We start from the raw sequence: 19,440 nt of genomic DNA, 5'->3' as shown, positions 1-19,440 counted from the left end.
TCACCGTGCGGGATCGATGCTCAGGGTCGGGGCGGACGACCCACCCGAGCGCCGGCGGCGGAGGCAGACCCGGAAGGCGGCGGTTCGGGACGCCGGACAGGCCGACGCCCTCCAGCGATATCAGTTGCTCGTGCGTCGCCCAGACCATGTAGTCAGCAGCAGCGACCCCGTCCGGTCGCACCGGCTTCTGAAGTCGGGTGGCGATTGCGAGGATCGGCGTCCGACGCAGTTGCATCCCACCGACTCCGGTCTCACGCTGCGCGACTCCGCAGACGGCGGATCTGTTCCAGATGCTAACTAGTATCCGTTACATGCCACACCCGTTACATTGGGTCTCCGAGCGTAATGGGTGGCCGATGTGGTTACGGCGTGATCACGCGCCGCAACCTTGCCGCCCGTGATCACCTGGCGGTCGTTCTGGTGAAGGTCGTCCGGTCGAGTAGCGGTGCTTCTGGGGGGAATGCCAGGTTGGACGAGATGGCTGCCGGTGCGGAGTCCGCAGGTACAGAGGGTCGCCCTGCTGCGACGCGAACTCAGCACGCCATTCGATTGCTAGTTCTGCTCGATGGATGTGGTACGCCGATCGTGGATGGAGACCCACCCGGAACGATCAGGTTGGTACGAAGCGAGCTGCGGCTCCAAGCGATGGACTTCTGGCTGCGAAACCCGGACTACCTCGCCGATGAGCTGGTGTCGATGGTGGAAGCCAGCACGGCCGACGCTGGTCACCTGCACACAGCGCGGTCGCTCTTGGACGATCCAGAACCTGACCTGCGCTGGTACCCGATGCCGCGCTGGTTCTTCGGCGCATACGAGCAGCTCGATGATGCTTTCTCCATCCTCGAAACGTACGGCCTCGCCACGTTGCGCCGTGCCGGGCAGCCAGGCAAAAAGAGCAAGCGCAACCAGTTCTTCCTGACGCAGGCCGGGGCCGCCGCGGTCGCTGAGCTCGCGAAGGATCCGACTCTGGGCTGGTACGCCAAGCAGGTGAAGCTGGTCGCATTGGTCGCGGGGGACGACGGTGGGCAGGCACTGAAGGACCGGCAATACCGGCAGGCCACGTACGCGGGGACGGAGCTGGGGGTGGCCATTGCGCCGATCGCTCCGCGGGTGCGCGAACGGCTGGATGCACTGAGCGCTTCCGCGCCGGTATCGGCTACTGGAGGAGTAGGTCAGGAAGGAGACCAGACGTGAGTGCTCTCGGCAAGGAGGTTGTTGACATCCTGGCCAGGCGACGGGCAGGCGGTTCGCTGAGCCTCACTGTTGACGAGGTTGACAAGATCCTCAGCGGACTCGGCGTGCCGCTCGGCGGAACCAAGGCAGTTCCCGTGCCGCTACGCGCGACCCGGATGCACTTCCGTGGGACGAAATGGCTCGAACCGGATCACCCCGGCGCCCATGGACACCCGTTGGTTGATGTAACCAATCTCCCTGAGTGGATCCGACCGGTCGTCGACAAGTACTCACCCGCAGCGATCTCGGCCGGAGAGGGCGAGGCGGCGGAGGTCGATGAGCAGGCAGGACCGAAGGTGCGGGTCCCATTTGACTTCGAATGGTCGCCGCAGCCCGGTGTCAACGGGATTGGCTCGGGCCGGAATCTGCGCGGCAAGTCAACCCTCTTGAACGTTCTCATGTGGTCGCTGACCGGCCGGTGCCCGCAGTTCCAGAACGATGTCCGCAGCTGGATCGAGCACGTTGAAGTCGATTGGCAGGTGGGCGCGGAGCGGCTGCGGGTGGCTTTCGATGCGGTGGACGGGGCGGCCACCGGACAAGTGATCAGGATCATGGGGGTGGACTCGGACTCCCGATCCACGGTCATCGGGCAGTTCGACGGCGCAGACTTCGAGGGCGTCATGGGCTCGCTGATGATGACTCGGCTGAGGTTGGAGAACATCCCGGTCTGGACGGACACGGCGGCTCGGGTGCACGCATGGCCTTCGTACTCCAGTTCGTTCGTGGTCCGCGCGAACCAGCTCGATCCGATCGTCGGCAACGAGCAGACCATCGGCCTCCGAATGATGCAGATGTTCATCGGTACGGACTGGGCACCGGTGCAGGCTGCGGCAATGACGGCGCGGCGCGGCATGGACACGGCACGGGACGCCGCGAAGGGCAAGGCGCAGGCGGCTGGCGAGGCGGTGGAGGCGAGCCGAATCGCGGCGGAGAAGCAGGTCCAGGATCTTCGAACGAAGATTGGGAACCTGCCCGCCGGGACGCCGGACATGCAGGTGGTGCTCGACGCCGCAACCCGCGCATCCGACCTCGCACGAGAGAATCACAGGCTTGAGACAAAGCTGATCGCGCAGACTTCGCTGGCCGGAACAGCACGTCAACAGCTCAAAGCGGCGAAGGCTCGGGTGCATACCAATTACGAGGACGCGCTCGCCGCCAGGTTCTTCCATCACATGCGTCCGTCGGTGTGCCCACGCTGCGCGGCGCAGGTCACTCCAGAGCGACAGGCAGCGGAACCGGACAATCATGAGTGTTCGGTGTGCACCAGTGAACTGAATCTGGAGGCCCTCCAGTCCGATGTCATCGTGGCCGCGTCCGCGCCGGATGAGTTCGTGACCGGCCTGGTTGCGCGGATGTCCGGAAGTGACGGCGACGACGCGGATGCCGAAGAGGGCCCCCTGGACGAAGTTGAAGCGGCGCAGGCCGCGGTGGCCGCGGCCGAAGCCGCGGTGGCGGAGTTGACTGCCGAGATCGCGGCGCTGACGATGGAGCGGGAAGAGGCGGCGGCGCGGGCGGAGGTGGGGAGCGAACTTCTCACGGTCGCGGGTGAGCGTCGCGTGCTCGAACTCGACTTGGCCCGCGCCGAAGGCGCCCTGGGGGCGTTGACCCGGTCAAGCGACCCGGAGGTGATTGACCCGGTCGATTCGACGCACCTCGCCGTCGTGGAAGCAGCCGAGCAGGTGCTGAAGAAGTGGGTGAAGAACGACCAGGATCCGATGCTGGTCCAGATTTCCGCCGACATCGAACGCCTGACGCAGAGCTTCGGCGCCGATAACCTCAGTGGCTTTACCCTCAGCGGCGCAGCGAACATGACGCTTCGAGAAAACGGCGTCAAGCAGACCTACTCCGGGCTCACAGCCGGCGAGAAGCTGCGGGTCAAGATCGCGACCGCCATCGCCCTCATCCAGCACGGTTACGTCGAGGGGATCGGCCGCCACCCCGGGTTCCTCGTCCTGGACTCGCCCTCCGCCGAGGAAATGCCGGAGGAGGACCTCGCCACCATGGTCAGGGCACTGCGGGAGGTCGCAGGCGAAGCCGAGATGCAGATCTTTGTCGCTACCCGCAACGCCGCTCCCCTCCTTGATCTTCTTCCGCAAGCCAACCGGGTTGTCGCGGAGGGTAACTCCTACGTGTGGTGAGAAGCTGAACGGTGGTTGCTGACGAGAGGAAGGCCATGAGCGGCAGTGCGGCGGTCGAGCTGGAGAAGGACTTCACCGCGCTCCTCTCGGCAAACGCTGGAGGCCCGCCGGTCGAGGGCGCTTTCGCGGCGCTTGGTGGCTGGGACCGACTGGCTCGGGAAGCCTCTGACCTCACCGACAGTCCGGTGCTTCCGCCTCTCGTCCACCTGGTCGCGCACGAGGCAGCCAACTCCGGCAGCCGAACCGACAGCTATCCGGCAGCTTTGCGCCGCGTATCAGCTGCTGTCACATCCACCACGAGTCCGGCCATCCTCACCGACAGCTTGGAGGCTCTGCTCACCAGTGGACCCGCGCTGAACGAGGTCGGCGCGGGTCTGGCCAAGGCCCTGGAGGATGCTGTCCAGGAATTCCTTGACGTGCCGGATCCGGACAGCCGTGCCGCCCTGAGAACGGCAAGCGCACTGGAGGCCCGCACCCGACTTGCCCTGTGCGGGATCGGATCACCATTCGCACTGCTGGCCCTTCTGGAACGCTTCGATGCACCGGTGCCGAAGCCGCTCGGCACCGCAGTTGTCCGCGCCGTCGGTGTTGCCGTCGACCACTGGCCGCACGCCGCGAGCCTCGCCAGCGTTGTCCGCCTCGTCGCTGGCATCGACCCCCCAGCTGGCCAGCCGCGCCCAGGTGCCGACCCCGAGGGCGTCGCCTCCGACGCCGCATGGGTGCTGGCGGGTATCGAACTGGTCAGCGCACTCCGCGCCGCGGACCTGCCGCTCATGCTGAACAACCTCGAAGCCTCCGCAAGGTACTTGCAGGTCGCCTGGGACACCTACGAGCGTGAGGACGCGAGCATCCTCTTGACCGTAGTCGAAGTGCTGTGTGCGCTCCTCGCCGAGTCCTCACCGAGGCTGCACGTGGCGGCCCTGTCGGCCCCTCGGCTCGAACCACACGCATTGGCCGACCTGGCTGAGCGGATTCGCCGGCTCAACGTAACGTCGATTGGGCTGAACCACTGGTACGGGGATCCGAAGCGAGCGGCGCTGTTGGCGTGGACTCAACTGGCCGACGACCTGGGAAGGCTCCGGGAAGAGTTTCAACGGGATAGCTTCTACAAGGCCGAGGTCGTTGTCGACGACCTACTCCAGATATACCTGGGCTCGCGCTCTGCGGCTGTCGTCTCTCACAAGGAGGACATTGACGGCCTGCTCAGGCTCGTTCAGCCGGTCATCGAGTCGGGGTTCGCCAGAACGGCGGGCCTTCTGTGCAACCTCGAAGATCATACCCACGCCTTGGAGCAGGAAGCCGCGACCGCGGCGGGCGACCGTGAACGCGAGGTCACCGAGAAGCTCGCCGCCGCGCAAGCGGTCCTTCGAGGGGCGAAGGCGCAAGCATTGGCAGGTGCAGGGCCGGGAAAAGGCCATAGTGGCACGGCGACCGAGTCGCTGCCGCAACCCCTCAACCAACTCGTCCTGCCCGGATCCGCGGCAGCGATCGAACTTGCCGAGAAAGTGTCGCCCGAGACCCTGGCTGAACTCGCTAAAGCGGTCAGCGACAAAACCATCGGTAGGCATAGCCTCAACCTGATCGAGGCCGAGGTGTACTCCGGGATCCGAACGTGTCTGGAGACGAGCCCCGACTACATCGGGGGTCCGAAGGATGCAGTGGACGACGTTCTTCGGCTGATCATCCAGTTCGTCAGCTCACGGACCAATGCCCAATCGGACCTGTACCCGTATCTGTTCGACCCGAAGGCCGTCGAAGGCCACATCCACAAGGACCTCCTCGACTACTTGAAGTCCAGTAGCCTCGGCGCGATCGTTGAGTTCGAGGTCCAGCACGTCGGCGGCGGGCGAATCGACCTGCGACTCAAGTTCAGCGGATTCAGCATCTGCATCGAGATGAAGGTCGATTCGATGAAGCAGCCCTTGAGTGACAAGCAGGCGTACCTCAAGCAGGCGGTCACATATCAGACCACGGACATCCGAATCGGATTCCTGGTTTCACTGCGCCACAAGGCGTTCGATCCCACCGGGGCGCCGCCACACCTGAGCGCGCTCATCGGGCATACGGCTTTCGATGTGCCAGGCGACGCGGTCCCGAGGCACATCGTCACCGTCGGCGTTCCTGGCAGCCGGACCAGACCGTCGGACATGAAGTAGGGCCGGCTCGGTCCAGTCGGTGGAACCGGTCGCATCCTCCGCGACTGCCGCCTGAAGGGCGACGGCGTGCACCACGCCATGCTCGGCATCGCCCGCCTACACAACCTCGCCCTCGCGGGCTGAGCGAGCGCCCCGCCCAACAGACAGTCGCACTCATGCCGCCCGTAAGATCATTTACGGGACAACCCTTAGGGATTGCAGATCATTAACACGTTGTTTTGGTCTTGTTGTCCTCGCCGGTCTGTGCCTGGACACGGTTCTGAAGGGCGGCGAGGGCCGTGGGTGGGGTTGTCGATGCCGTGTGCCTCGAGCAGTCGCCGGTGCTTCAGGAGGGTGCGGTGCATCGCGGTGCGGCTGGTGCCGAACAGCACGGCGAGGGGTTCCGCGGCCAGGGCGTCCCGCAGGTGGAGCACGGTGGCCAGGACCTGGTCGGCGAAGGCCAGCCGAGGCGGCCGACCGCGCCGGGTATCTCCGTCCGGGGCCAGGGTCTCGGTGAGATCGTTCAGTTGCTGGCGGGTTATCCCGGTCAGTGCTGGATCGGAGAGCAAGGCCTGGTCCCACTCCGGCTCCGGCGTCTGCCGGGCCGGGGCCGCCGGGATCACGGGTGATGGGTGGGGGTGCAGCGCATAGTTCCAGGCGCCCTGGAACGCGTGCCGGGTCAGCGGCAGGGCGGCCATCTCCGCATCTTTGATGCGGAGTCCGGTCGGGTAGGTGTTGGTGTCGAGCTCGGCTCTCACACGCAGTCCGGTTCGGGTGGTGGTCGCGGCGATCGACTGCACGACGACTTCGTGGCTGGTCAGCGGGCGGCCGCTCCAGTTCATGGTGATGTGCGAGAAGAGCCGGTGCTCGATCTTGTTCCACTTCGATGTGCCCGGCGGTAGATGACACACGGTGATCGTCAGCTCGGTTTCGGCTGCGAGTTGGGCCAGCTCGAGCTTCCAGGATCGGGTGCGGTAGCCGTTGGATCCGCCGGCGTCGGCGGTGATCAGCAGCCGTGTCGCCCGCGGGTAGGCAGCCTGGCCCTGGCCGTGCCACCAGCGGCGGATCGATTCCACTGCGAACGCGGCGGTGTCGTGATCGGTGCCGACATTGACCCAGCCGGTGTTCGCGGTCAGATCGTAGATTCCGTAGGGGACGGCTTTGCCCAGCTGCGGGTCGGCGAAGTCGTGGACGCTGACCGGGACAGGCTCGCCGGCGGGACGCCACTGGCGGCCGCTGTTCTTGAAGTCGCCGACGAGCTCCTTCTTCTTGGTGTCCACGCTGATGACCGGCTGGCCGGCGTCCCGGTAGTTGCTGGCCTGCTCGTTGAGGTAGTGGAACTGGGCGTCCCGGTCCGGATGCTGACTGCCCTCGAGCGTCTTCGCGTTGGCCTGGAGACTGAAGCCTTCCTCCCGCAGCAGGTCGCCCACGGTATCGGCGCTGATCCGGTGCCCGGCCCGGGCCAGCTCCGCCGCGAGCGTACGAGTCGATTTCACCGTCCACCGCAGCGGCGACATCGGGTCGCCTCTCTCCTCGGGCTCGACCAGCGCCAGTAGTGCCGGCCGCAGCCCCGGATCCAGATCGGCGACCCGTTTGCGTCCTCCGCCGGGACGCCGGACCCGCCCCAACGGGTCCTCTCCGGATTCCAGCTCGAACACGCCATTGCGGACCGTCGTCTCGCTGACCTGGGCCGCCCGAGCGACCGCGCGGATGCCGCCATGCCCCAGCAACCGGGCCTCGGTTCCCATCAGCAGCCGTCGCTGCCGCTCGTCCAGATGTGGGAACAACACCGCGAACTTCGCGGAGAGTTGATCACGGGTCTCGTCCGGGATGCGCATACCAGACCAACGAGCCCCAGATCGGGAAGCAACACCTTGATGATCTGCAATCCCTTAGGAACGCATAGCCGAGGACAGCTGCTTCCGGCATCGGGGCCCGTGAGCCCCGATGCCGGCGTCTACCCCCCGGCCGAAGGCTGTCTGGCCTCAGACGGAGCTACACCGAGGTACAGATCCGGGCGAGGATCTTGGGCGAGCAGTTTGAGCACCAGGTCCGTAGGCCAGCGCAGCTCATCCGCGAGCCGCTGGACAGTGATGCCCTTGCGTTCAGCCATCTCGAAGGCTCGCTGCAAGAGGACCGGAACCTCTCCCGGGAACCCCTGCACCGGCGTATGCGGCAACAGGCCCTGCGCCCGAAGGGTTCTGAGGCGCTTCCATCCTCGAGTGCTCACCGCTTCGGTATGGAGGCCGAGCTCTCGGCAGCGGACCAGGAGAGAATCCAAGGACACACCCCAGGTCTGCTGCAGTCGCCCCAGGACCGTGAAGTCGACCCGCGTCGGGAGCGAGCCCGTGAGCCGTGCCGCTGGCGTGAGGAACTCAGCCGCGAAGGCGTCTGCCTGACGCTCGTGCTGGACATCTCCGGGGTGCGCTTCACCGTGCAGCAAGAGGTGACCCAACTCGTGCGCGCAACTGAACCGATGGCGGTACACGTCGTCGCGCTCGTCGTTGAGTACTACGACGGGACGGGTAGGCAACCTAGTCGTGGAGAAGCCATCCAGCTTCCTGCTGTCCGCATTGGGAAACGGAAGAGCCGTTACGACGATGCCGCGCGACTCCAGCAATCGAACCAGATGTGAGATCGGGCCATCACCCAGGCCCCAGCATTTACGAAGTGCCCGCGCAGCCTGTTGGGGATCGGTGGGCAGGTCAGGGATGGTCTCCCCGCCGTCCCAGCCCGGCAGGTCAACCGCCGGCAGCCGAATATAGCTCTCCAGCTCGTACACCAGCTCCCACAACAGCTCCGTGAAGGACACGCTTCGCTCACGCTCGCGGGCAGGAGCCGAGCGCAAGGAACGGAAGTGAACGGCTGCCGTATCCAGGCCAGCGCGGGGTCGGCCAGCGGTGAAGAAGGCGCTGGGCATGCCGAGGGCTTCTGCCAGTCGACGGACCTGCTCCGGCCGGGGCCGGATAGCTCCTGCCTCATATTGGCCAACCGCGGCGGGCGTTACGTTGATCTTTGTCGCCAGCTCCTTCTTGGTCCAACCAGCCAGGCGCCTGGCCTGCGTAAGTCGAGCGCCATCGAACGCCGCTGCGACTGACGCAGAGAGGTCGAGTGGCAGAACGGGTGCCACCGAGAGTGAAGATCGCTTAGTGCTCATTGCTTTCGTTCGCGGTGTCGTCCGCGTCTTCCAGGTTGATGGAGGGCTCCGCGCCGGTACCAAATCCGGGAGTAGAGGGATCGATGGGCGACACGACGGAAATCCCGCCGGTACCGCCTTCAGCGTCTGTGATGGCCAGAGGTTCGAGCCACTCCCAGGACATCGAGCCCGAGAAGTCCAGTTTGGCTTCCCCGACGAAGCAGTTGAGCAGGCCACCTTCCCGGTTACTCGCGTAGGCGAGCAACAACATCTTGGGCTGCTCGGGCAGTTCTTCGAGTGTCTCCTCCAGGTCCTCGAAGGCCCACTCCTGACCGTCGATACCGTCGCTGATGCGCAGCGCGGTCTGAACCTGTGGCGCGAGCCGCCCATAAGCGGCGAACATCTCGCTACGGATCTGCGAGGTGCGGATCTTCATCCCCCGCACATCCGTCGTCGAGTCACTGGCGTAGCAAACGGGATAGAGAATCGCACTTCCGACGCCGAGCATGAAGGTGCTTCGCACCCGCAGCGGCTTGGCCTCGGGAAGGGCCTTGAGCTGGTCCTGGTCCTTGAGCGCCCCGACGGTGAACCGCCACCGATTCGTCCCGAAGGTGTGGCCGTCGCTGTACTTGCTGAACTCGTACGCGTCGACTGCTTCCTGAGTCCCCGTCTTCAAGGACCAGATCACGTGCTTGCGAACCCGTGGGGCCGAGACCCCGACCAACTGGTCAAACCGAGAGCCGTGCAACGTCAAGGAACCCACCCCTAGTAGGACAGTCAGCGCCCCAGCGGACTTTACCACTCGACGGAATCATGCTGCACCACTTTAGTTTCTGCGTCAATCTCGACGCGCTGAGGGGTCCCACCACACCTGGGGTCGACAGCTCGGATTGAGCCAGCGATCACCCTGCACGACCGCGCGCCATGCCGGGCACTGTGGGAACCGACCAATCTCACTCCACGCCGATCACGACCACGCGACTGCAGATGCACCCCCAGCGTCCGCCCCTCGGAGAGGCCGCCGGATCGACCGCTCGTCCACCGCTCTGCACGCCCCTTGCGCGCCTGTCCACCGGTTGTCCACCGGGAGCGATCGTGGCGCCCGTTGCGGTACGCGCGATCCGTTTAAATCGATCATGAAAAGCACAAAACCCCAGGTCACGGCGAGTGAGTCCTGGGGTTTCGCAGGGCCGCCTTCGGGATTCGAACCCGAGACCTACGCATTACGAGTGCGTTGCTCTGGCCAGCTGAGCTAAGGCGGCACGCGGCGGATGTCAGTACGACGGCCGCAGCGTCGGTAAGTCTACACAGGTTCGCGGGGTGCTCCGCACGTCCCGGTGGCCGGGGCGGGCGGTGTGAGCAGGCGCACGTCAGGGGCGGTGGGGCGCGTCAGGAGCAGCGGGTGCCGTTCTCGGGGGGCCTGCCCGTGAGGAGGTAGCGGTCCACCGCCCCGTCCACGCAGGCGCTCCCGCGGACGTACGCCGTGTGGCCGTCGCCCTCGTACGTCAGCAGCACCCCGGAGGACAGCTGGCCGGCCAGCGCCTGCGCCCAGGCGTACGGGGTGGCCGGGTCGCGCGTCGTGCCGACCACCAGGATCGGCGGGGCGCCCTTCGCCTCGATGCGGTTGGCGGTGCCCGTCGCCGCCACCGGCCACTCGCCGCAGTTCAGCGCGGCCCAGGCGAAGTCCCGGCCGAACACCGGCGAGGACTTCTCGAAGTCCGCCACCCGTTTCTGCACATCCCCCGGCACCCGGAAGGGCGCCGGCTGGTCGAGGCAGTTCACCGCCGCGAAGGCGGACATCATGCTCCCGTACGAGCCGTCCGGATTGCGCTCGTAGTACTGGTCGGAGAGGTCCAGCAGCCCCGTGCCGTTCTTCTCCCTCAGCGCCTGCGCCAGCGCGTCGCGCAGCGTCGGCCAGAAGTCCTCCGCGTACATCGCCTGCAGCACGCCCATCGTGGCCAGCGGCTCGCTCAGCCTGCGCCCCTCGTCGTCCGTCGCCAGCGGCTTGCGGTCCAGGGAGTCCAGCAGCGCCCGCAGCCGCTTGGCCGCCTCGGCTCCCGTACCCGTCCCCAGCGGGCAGTCCGCGCGCCGCACGCAGTCCTTCACGAAGGACTCGAAGGCCACCGTGAAGCCCGCGTTCTGGTCGAGGTTGAGCCGCAGGGAGTCCAGCGAGGGGTCCATCGCCCCGTCCAGCACCAGCCGGCCCGTGCGCGAGGGGAACAGCCCCGCGTAGGTCGCGCCCAGCATCGTGCCGTACGAGGCGCCCACGTACGTCAGCTTCCGGTCGCCCAGCACCGCGCGGAAGACGTCCATGTCCCGCGCCGCCTCGGTCGTCGAGACATGGCCGAGCAGCTCACCGGCGTGCTTGCGGCAGCCCTGCGCGAACTTGCCGAAGGCCGTCGTCAGCCGCCGCACCTCCGCCGTGTCGTCCGGCGTCTGGTCGACCTGGGTGTGCGCCTCCATCTCGGCGTCCGACAGGCACTTCACCGGCTGGCTGCCCCCGACGCCGCGCGGGTCCACCGCCGCCATGTCGTACGCGGCGCGGACCTCGGCCGGATAGCCCACGCCCGCCCAGCTCTGCAGGTACTCGACCGCGGACGCCCCCGGCCCGCCCGGGTTCACCAGCAGCGAGCCCTGCCGCTTGCCGGTCGCCCGGATGCGGGAGACCGCCAGCTTCACGTCCTTGCCGGCGCCCGGCTTCGCGTAGTCCAGCGGCACCCGCAGCGTGGCGCACTGGAAGTCGGCCGCCTCGGGGCAGGTCTTCCAGGCAGCCTTCTGCTCGTAGTACGGGCGCAGGGCGGCCGGGATCGCCGCGGGCAGCGGCGCGAGCACGGCGGCCTTCGCGCCCGCCTGCCCGCCGCGCGGCGAACCGCCGGGCGAGTCCCCCGTGGAGAAGGGGGAGCTGCCGGAGGTGCAGGCCGTGAGCAGCAGGGCCGAGGAGAGCAGGGCCGCGGCGGAGACCAGGGGGAGCGGGCGCATGGGCCGAGCGTAACGGCCCTGCCACGGACGGCTCCGGCGCCGCGTGCCGCCCGTACGAATGACCCCGTACGAGTGACCCGCCCCTTCGTGCCGGGGGTGGTGCTCAGCCCGCCCGCAGGGACAGGGTCATCGCCTCCACCGCCAGCAGCGGGGCGACGTTGCGCGCGAGGGCGCGGCGGCAGGCCAGCACCGCCTCGATACGGCGCAGGGTGGCCTCCGGCGAGGAGTCGCGGGCCACCCGGTCCACCGACTCGCGTACGTCCTCGTTGGCCAGGGGGGTGGCCGAGCCCAACTGCAGTGCCAGGACGTCCCGGTAGAAGCCGGTCAGGTCGGTGAGGGCGAGGTCGAGGCTGTCGCGCTGGGTACGCGTCGATCGGCGCTTCTGCCGGTCCGCCAGGTCCTTCATCGCGCCCGCCGTGCCGCGCGGCATCCGGCCGGCGCCGCCGGGGGCCGCGCCCAGCGCGGTGCGCAGCTCCTCCGTCTCCTGCGCGTCGCCCTCCTCGGCCCGCTGCTTCGCCGCCTCGGCGGCCGTGTCCACCAGATCCTGCGCGGAGCGCAGCGCGCCGCCGATGTCGTCGATGCGCAGTGGCACCTTCAGCACGGCGGTGCGCTGGGTGCGGGCGCGCTCGTCGGTGGCCAGCCGGCGGGCGCGGTCGATGTGGCCGCCGGAGGCACGGGCGGCGTCCGCCGCGGCGGCGGGGTCGATGCCGTCGCGGCGGACCAGCAGGTCGGCGACGGCCGCCACCGGCGGGGTGCGCAGCGTGAGGGTGCGGCAGCGGCTGCGGATGGTCGGCAGCACGTCCTCCAGCGAGGGTGCGCAGAGCAGCCAGACCGTGCGCGGGGCGGGCTCCTCGATGGCCTTCAGCAGGACGTTGGCGGCGCCTTCGGTGAGGCGGTCGGCGTCCTCCAGGACGATCACCTGCCAGCGGCCGACGGCCGGGGAGAGGCTGGAGCGGCGCACCAGCTCGCGTGTCTCCTTCACCCCGATGGTCAGCAGATCGGTCGCGACGATCTCGACGTCCGCGTGCGTGCCGACGAGGGTGGTGTGGCAGCCCTCGCAGAAGCCGCAGCCCGGGGGCGCGCCCAGGGCGCGGTCCGGGCTGACGCACTGCAGCGCGGCGGCGAAGGCACGGGCGGCGGTGGCCCGGCCCGAACCGGGCGGCCCGGTGAAGAGCCACGCGTGCGTCATCGAGGAGGCCGAGGAAGCAGAGGAGGCAGGGGAGGCAGGGGAGGCAGGGGAGGACGCGCCCGCGGGAGCGCCGTCGACCGCCGCCGCGGCGGCACCGGCGGCGGCGGTCAACTGCGCGCCGACCCGCTCCTGCCCCACGAGGTCGTCCCAGACCGCCATACGTGCCTCCCTTGTGCCACCGGGCCCCATTGTGGAGCACACCACCGACAGTCCGTCCCTACGGCCGGGGGCTCCCGCCAAGTCCGCCCCGCCGTACGGGCCGCGCCACGGACAGGACGGGCGGCCCCCGCCCGTACCGGCCCGGAGATCACGGCCGGTACGGCCCCGGGGCTGCGGCCTGCGCTGCGTCACCTGCGGCGCGGACCGTCCTCGTCCGTGTCGCTCCCGCCCAGCAGTTCGTCGGCCAGCGACGGAAGGTCGTCCAGCGGCGTCTTCTCCGCCCAGTCGGGTCGCGGTCGGGCGGACGCCCGGCCGTCGCTGCGGAAGTACTCCTCGGGCACCCGGTCCTCCGGCCGCTCGGCCGGGTCCGGGGGCTGCGGCGTGCGCTGCGTCTCCTGCGCGTCGGGGTCCGCGACCGCCGGCAGTACGGCGGTCTCCTGCATGTCGGCCTCCCGCCGGTCCGCCACCATCGGGATGACCCGGGTCTCCTGGGCGTCCGGATCCGCCACCCTCGGCATGTCCACGGTCTTCTCGCCGTCCCTCGGAGCGTCCCTGCGGGCGTCCTCGGGGGAGTCGGCGGGCACGACCTTCGGGAGCTTCTGCGTGGTGGCCCCGTCCGAGCCGCCGGAGCCGCCCGCACCGCCACCGGCGGCGCCGGCAGCGGCCAGCCGCTCCTGCTCCGCCCGCAGCAGGGCCTCCTCGGCCCGCCGCTGCTTCTCCCGGCGCTTCTCCTCGGCCTCGGCCCGCAGCCGCGCCTGCTCCTCCGCCAGCCGCCGCAGCCGCTCCTGCTCCGCCTGGTACGCCGCTTCCTCGGCCTCGCGGCGGCGGCGTACCTCCTCGGCCTGCTGCCGGGCCTCCTCGGCCCGCACCCGCTCCCGCTCCGCCTGGTACTCGGCCTCCCGCCGGGCCTCCTCCTCGGCGTCCAGCCGCCGGCGCTCCTCCTCCTCGGCGCGCAGCCGGGCGAGCTGCTCCTCGCGCTCACGCGCCAGCCGCTCCTCCTCGGCCTTGCGGGCAGCCTCCTCCTCGGCCTTGCGGCGGGCCTCCTCCTCGGCCCTGCGCCGCGCCTCCTCCCGGGCCTCGATCTCCGCGGCGGAGAGCGGGAGGACCTGGTCCATCCGGTGGCGCACCACGGTGGCGACCTCCTCCGGCTCCTGGGAGGCGTCGACGACCAGATAGCGCCCCGGGTCGGCGGCGGCGAGCGTCAGGAAGCCGCTGCGGACCCGCTCGTGGAAGGCGGCCGGCTCCGACTCCAGCCGGTCCGGCGCCTCGGTGAAGCGCTCCCGGGCGGCCTCCGGCGAGATGTCGAGCAGCACGGTCAGATGCGGTACGAGCCCGTGCGTCGCCCAGCGCGAGATCCGCGCGATCTCGACGGGCGAGAGGTCGCGGCCCGCGCCCTGGTAGGCGACGGAGGAGTCGATGTACCGGTCGGTGATGACCACCGCGCCGCGCTCCAGCGCGGGCCGCACGACCGAGTCGACGTGCTCCGCGCGGTCGGCGGCGTAGAGCAGCGCCTCCGCGCGGTGCGAGATACCGGCGGACGAGACGTCCAGGAGTATCGAACGCAGCCGCTGGCCGATCGAGGTGGCGCCGGGCTCGCGGGTGACGACCACGTCGTGCCCCTTGCCGCGGATCCACTCGGCGAGCGCCTCGACCTGGGTGGACTTCCCGGCCCCGTCGCCGCCCTCGACGGCGATGAAGAACCCGGTCGGCGCGGGTGCCTCGACGGGCTCCGCGCCCCGGCGGACGGCGTCGCGCAGATCGCGCCGCAGCGGCACTCCCTGCCGGTCGTCCGTCTTGGCCAGCGTGAACGCCGCGACGGGCAGCAGCAGCGCGCCGATCAGCAGATAGGCGAAGGCGGAGCCCCCGTGGTCGAAGACGAAGTCGCCGCCGACCACCCGGTGCGGCCCGATCGCCGCCGCCAGCAGCGGCGCGGCGAGGGCGGCGAGCGCGATGGCCAGCCGCACGACGGCGTGCAGATGGGCGGTCAGGCGCGGGCGCCGCGCCTCCTCCGTCTCCTGGTCCAGCAGCGTGTGCGCGGTGGCGGCGGCGACCCCGGCCGCGAAGCCGGCGAGCAGCGCGAGGGCCAGGGAGGTCGCCGTGTCGCCGATCAGGCCGGTGGCCAGCAGGGCCAGCCCGCACACCGCGGTGGCCAGGGCGAGCAGCCGCCGCCGGGAGAGGGCGGGCAGCACCAGCCTGGCGCGCCGTATGCCCAGGGCGGGGCCGCCGGTGAGGGCCAGCACCAGCAGCGCGAAGGTCACCGGGCCGCCGCCCAGGTCGGCTGCCTGCAGCACGGCGATGGACACGGCCGCCGAGACGGCGGCGGCGATGGCGGCCCCGGTCAGCACCAGCACCGGCACCGCGCCCGTACGACCGCGGTCGGGCTCGCCGTCCGGCAGCTTGGGGCGGCGCAGGCCCTCCAGGGGGGAGCGCGGGCGCAGCGGGCTGTCGCCGGGCATGCCTGCGAAGTACACGACGGTGATCGAGGCGGCGAAGAGGCCGGCCGCCAGGTACGAGCCCAGCGCGGCCTGGTGCTGATGGAACCAGTCGATGCCCGAGCCGAGCAGATTGCCGACCAGCGTGATGGCCAGCAGTGCCGCCGCGGCGGCCGGGAGGGAGAGGTAGGCGGTGCGCAGCGACAGGCGGCGCAGCGCCTCGAAGGGGGTCCCGCCCGCCTCGCCCCGTGCGGGCGGTGCGGCGGGGTCGAGCGCGGTGCCGGGAAGCCGGCCGGGCGGGACGGGGAGCAGCCCCGGGGCCGCGCCGTCCTTGGCCACGGTCCAGATCCGCTCGGCGGCGCCGACCAGGAAGGCCGTGACCAGCAGCCAGGTCAGCGCCCGGCCCGGGGTCCAGTCGATCCACAGCGGGGCGACGAGCATCAGCCCCACGCGGACGAGGTCGGCGCCGATCATCGTCCAGCGCTTGTCGAACGGCCCGCCCGCGCCGGTGAGCTGGGTGAGCGGGCCGAGCAGCACGGCTCCCAAGAGCAGTGTCGCCAGCATCCGGGCGGCGAAGACCGCCGCCACGGCCAGCGCCGCACCCCGGTAGCCCCCGCCGAAGGCGTCCTGGGCCACGGCCGCCTGCAGCGTCAGCAGGACCAGCACCAGCAGGGCCAGGGCGTCGCCGATGCCGCCGATCAGCTGGGCGCCCCACAGGCGCCGCAGCGGCGGATGGCGCAGGAGTGCCCTGACGGCTCGCTCACGTGAGTCGGCGGCGAGGCTTTCCGTGGTGTCGGTCACAACGGGGTTCTGCTCGGCGCGATTCATGGACCAAGACTATCGAGACCCGGCGGAATGGCGGGCTCCCGTCCGAACATCTGCCCGGACCGAGGGGTTTGCGCAGGTCATAAGGAGACGGGCAGCGCACACCCCTGTGGATAACTCCACGGGAAGTGCGCCTGCCCGTTCTCTGCGGACGTGCGGGGCCGCTACTCCCCGTCCTCCAGCGTGGCCGCCGTCGTCTTCTTGGCGGCCGTCGTCTTCTTGGCGGCCGTCGTCTTCTTGGCGGCGGTCTTCTTCGCCGCCGTCGTCGTCTTCTTGGCCGCGGTCTTCTTGGCCGCCGTCTTCTTCGCGGTGGTCTTCTTGGCAGCGGTGGTCTTCTTCGCGGCGGTCTTCTTCGCCGCCGTCTTCTTCTTCACCGGCCCCTTGGCCCGCTTCTCCGCCAGCAGCTCGAAGCCCCGCTCCGGCGTGAGCGTCTCGACCTCGTCGTCGCGCCGCAGTGTCGCGTTGGTCTCCCCGTCGGTGACGTACGGACCGAAGCGCCCGTCCTTCACCACCACCGGCTTCTCCGAGACCGGGTCCACCCCCAGCTCCTTCAGCGGCGGCTTGGCGGCGGCCCGCCCGCGCTGCTTGGGCTGGGCGTAGATCGCGAGCGCCTCCTCGAGGGTGATCGTGAAGATCTGCTCCTCCTCGGTGAGCGAGCGCGAGTCGGTGCCCTTCTTCAGATACGGGCCGTAGCGCCCGTTCTGCGCGGTGATCTCCACCCCCTCCGCGTCGGCACCCACCACGCGCGGCAGCGACATCAGCCGCAGTGCGTCCTCCAGCGTCACGGTGTCCAGGGTCATGGACTTCAGCAGCGAGGCGGTGCGCGGCTTGACCGCCTTCTTGCCGGTCTTCGGGGTGCCCTCGGGGAGCACCTCCGTCACGTACGGCCCGTAGCGCCCGTCCCGTGCGATGACCTGGTGGCCGCTCACGGGGTCGACGCCCAGCTCGAACTCGCCGCTGGGCCGCGCGAACAGCTCCTCGGCGAACTCCACCGTCAGCTCGTCCGGCGCCATGTCGTCGGGGACGTCGGCGCGCTGACCGGGCTCGCCCTCGACCTCCGAGGCCCGCTCGACGTACGGCCCGTAGCGGCCGACGCGCAGCACCACGCCGCCGCCGAGGGGGAAGGAGGAGACCTCCCGGGCGTCGATCGCGCCCAGGTCCGTCACCAGTTCCTTGAGCCCGGCGAGATGGTCGCCGTCGGCCGACGGGGCCTCCACCGTGTCCTCGCCGAAGTAGAAGCGCCGCAGCCACGGCACGGACTGCGCCTCACCACGGGCGATGCGGTCGAGGTCGTCCTCCATCTTGGCGGTGAAGGAGTAGTCGACCAGCCGCCCGAAGTGCTGCTCCAGCAGCCGGATGACGGCGAAGCTGAGGAAGGACGGCACCAGGGCGGTGCCCTTCTTGAAGACGTAGCCGCGGTCGAGGATGGTGCCGATGATCGAGGCGTACGTGGACGGGCGCCCGATCTCGCGCTCCTCCAGCTCCTTGACCAGGGACGCCTCGGTGTAGCGGGCGGGCGGCTTGGTCGCGTGCCCGTCGGCCGTCATGTCGGTGGCCGCCAGCGCGTCGCCCTCGGCGACCTGCGGCAGCCGCCGCTCGGAGCTGTCCAGCTCGGCGCCGGGGTCGTCGGAGCCCTCGACGTAGGCCTTCATGAAGCCGTGGAAGGTGATGATCTTGCCGGAGGCGGTGAACTCGCAGTCCCGCCCGTCGGACGAGGTCCCGGCGACCCGGACGGTCACCGACTGGCCGGTGGCGTCCTTCATCTGGGAGGCGACGGTCCGCTTCCAGATCAGCTCGTAGAGCCGGAACTGATCGCCCGTCAGACCGGTCTCCGCCGGCGTGCGGAAGCGGTCGCCGGAGGGGCGGATCGCCTCGTGCGCCTCCTGGGCGTTCTTGACCTTGGAGGCGTAGGTGCGCGGCTTGTCGGGCAGGTGGTCGGCGCCGTAGAGCTGGGTGACCTGCGCACGGGCGGCGGTGACGGCCGTCTCCGAGAGGGTCGTGGAGTCCGTGCGCATATAGGTGATGAAGCCGTTCTCGTACAGCTTCTGCGCCACCTGCATGGTCGACTTCGCGCCGAAGCCCAGCTTGCGCGCGGCCTCCTGCTGCAGCGTGGTGGTACGGAACGGGGCGTACGGCGAGCGGCGGTAGGGCTTGGACTCCACGGCGCGCACCGCGAAGGCCGTCTGCTCCAGCGCCACGGCCAGCGCGCGGGCGGCGGCCTCGTCCAGCTGCAGGGCCTCGGACTTCAGCTGCCCGTCGGAGCCGAAGTCGCGGCCCTGCGCGACGCGCTTGCCGTCGACGGAGTTGAGGCGCGCGGCGAAGGCCGAGGGGTCGGAGGCGTCGCCCGTACGGCCCGTGGCGAAGGTGGCGGTGAGGTCCCAGTACGCGGCGGAGTTGAAGGCGATCCGCTCGCGCTCGCGCTCCACGACCAGCCGGGTGGCCACCGACTGCACGCGGCCGGCCGAGAGCTTCGGCATGACCTTCTTCCACAGCACGGGGGAGACCTCGTAGCCGTAGAGGCGGTCGAGGATGCGGCGGGTCTCCTGGGCGTCGACCAGCTTCTTGTTCAGCTCGCGCGGGTTGTTGACCGCCTGCTGGATGGCGTCCTTGGTGATCTCGTGGAAGACCATCCGGTGGACCGGGACCTTGGGCTTGAGCACCTCGAGCAGATGCCAGGCGATGGCCTCGCCCTCGCGGTCCTCATCGGTCGCCAGGAAGAGTTCGTCGGAGTCGGCGAGCAGCTGCTTGAGCTTGCTGACCTGCTGCTTCTTATCGGCGTTGACGACGTAGAGGGGCTGGAAGTCGGCGTCGACGTTCACCCCGAGACGCGCCCACGGCTCGCCCTTGTACTTCGCCGGCACCTCGGCGGCGCCGTTGGGGAGATCACGGATGTGTCCGACGCTCGACTCAACCTCGTAGCCGGGGCCGAGATAGCCCTTGATCGTCTTCGCCTTGGCAGGCGACTCGACGATGACGAGTCGGCGGATCTGGCTGGTCGGGGACAACTTCGCTCTCTTCTCCGGTCAGTCCTGGCGTGGACTCATAACTGGTGGCGGTGCCGGGAGGGGCACCTGTTCGCACGTCGAGTGCATTGCTGCGGAGTGTGACGGTACATACCGCCCCCGTGTCAAGCGGCAAAAGCCTCCGACGCCACTCGAACGGTAACCCGAGTCTTGCCATTCCTGCCGCACAGCCCCGAAAACGGGCAATGTCG

At 69.5% G+C, this 19,440-nt stretch carries 9 protein-coding genes, 1 tRNA gene and 2 pseudogenes; 4 read left to right on the top strand and 8 right to left on the bottom strand.

Annotated features, from left to right (window positions below; all coding sequences use genetic code 11):
• Positions 1–645 precede the first annotated feature (645 nt).
• The 4 genes and pseudogenes from ACFQLX_RS08190 to ACFQLX_RS08175 all read left to right on the top strand — a co-directional run.
• Positions 646–1,194: a hypothetical protein gene (locus ACFQLX_RS08190; protein ID WP_386413434.1), complete on the top strand. Its 549-nt coding sequence runs from the start codon at positions 646–648 to the stop codon at positions 1,192–1,194.
• Complete coding sequence (locus ACFQLX_RS08185; RefSeq protein ID WP_386413433.1) at positions 1,191–3,371, top strand: ATP-binding protein; 2,181 nt, start codon at positions 1,191–1,193, stop codon at positions 3,369–3,371. Before ACFQLX_RS08190 ends, ACFQLX_RS08185 begins: the two co-directional genes overlap by 4 nt.
• A gap of 11 nt (positions 3,372–3,382) precedes the next feature.
• The gene (locus tag ACFQLX_RS08180) at positions 3,383–5,527 is read left to right on the top strand and encodes a hypothetical protein (RefSeq protein WP_386413432.1); all 2,145 of its coding nucleotides are present in this window, start codon (positions 3,383–3,385) and stop codon (positions 5,525–5,527) included.
• Between the two features lie 24 nt (positions 5,528–5,551).
• Positions 5,552–5,650, top strand: a pseudogene (locus ACFQLX_RS08175) (IS5/IS1182 family transposase); the annotation flags it as partial.
• Positions 5,651–5,732: 82 nt separating this feature from the next.
• On the opposite strand, the pseudogene ACFQLX_RS08170 reads toward ACFQLX_RS08175, so the two are convergent.
• The 8 genes and pseudogenes from ACFQLX_RS08170 to topA form a co-directional block, all read right to left on the bottom strand.
• Positions 5,733–7,344, bottom strand: a pseudogene (locus ACFQLX_RS08170) (ISAzo13 family transposase).
• 119 nt (positions 7,345–7,463) lie between these two features.
• Positions 7,464–8,663, bottom strand: coding sequence for a helix-turn-helix domain-containing protein (locus tag ACFQLX_RS08165; protein WP_386413431.1), 1,200 nt, complete (start codon positions 8,661–8,663; stop codon positions 7,464–7,466).
• Positions 8,653–9,330, bottom strand: a complete 678-nt coding sequence (locus ACFQLX_RS08160; protein WP_386413430.1) for a hypothetical protein — start codon at positions 9,328–9,330, stop codon at positions 8,653–8,655. Before ACFQLX_RS08160 ends, ACFQLX_RS08165 begins: the two co-directional genes overlap by 11 nt.
• A 500-nt stretch (positions 9,331–9,830) precedes the next feature.
• Positions 9,831–9,904: transfer RNA gene (locus ACFQLX_RS08155), tRNA-Thr, on the bottom strand.
• 127 nt (positions 9,905–10,031) lie between these two features.
• A complete protein-coding gene (locus ACFQLX_RS08150) occupies positions 10,032–11,621 on the bottom strand; it encodes an alpha/beta hydrolase (protein ID WP_386413429.1) in 1,590 nt (529 codons plus the stop codon).
• Positions 11,622–11,724: 103 nt separating this feature from the next.
• Positions 11,725–12,969 carry a DNA polymerase III subunit delta' gene (locus ACFQLX_RS08145; protein ID WP_386413428.1) on the bottom strand — a complete coding sequence of 415 codons (1,245 nt, stop codon included), beginning with the start codon at positions 12,967–12,969 and terminating at the stop codon, positions 11,725–11,727.
• A 188-nt stretch (positions 12,970–13,157) separates the two neighbouring features.
• Positions 13,158–16,229: a dTMP kinase gene (gene tmk, locus ACFQLX_RS08140; protein WP_386413427.1), complete on the bottom strand. Its 3,072-nt coding sequence runs from the start codon at positions 16,227–16,229 to the stop codon at positions 13,158–13,160.
• 161 nt (positions 16,230–16,390) lie between these two features.
• The gene (gene topA, locus ACFQLX_RS08135) at positions 16,391–19,231 is read right to left on the bottom strand and encodes a type I DNA topoisomerase (RefSeq protein ID WP_386413426.1); all 2,841 of its coding nucleotides are present in this window, start codon (positions 19,229–19,231) and stop codon (positions 16,391–16,393) included.
• Positions 19,232–19,440 lie beyond the last annotated feature (209 nt).

The organism is Streptomyces polyrhachis (genome assembly GCF_042663125.1).
In the GTDB taxonomy this organism is placed as follows: domain Bacteria; phylum Actinomycetota; class Actinomycetes; order Streptomycetales; family Streptomycetaceae; genus Streptomyces; species Streptomyces polyrhachii.
The sequence above is the reverse complement of the archived record's forward strand: the minus strand, read 5'-3'. Positions and strand labels throughout refer to the sequence as shown.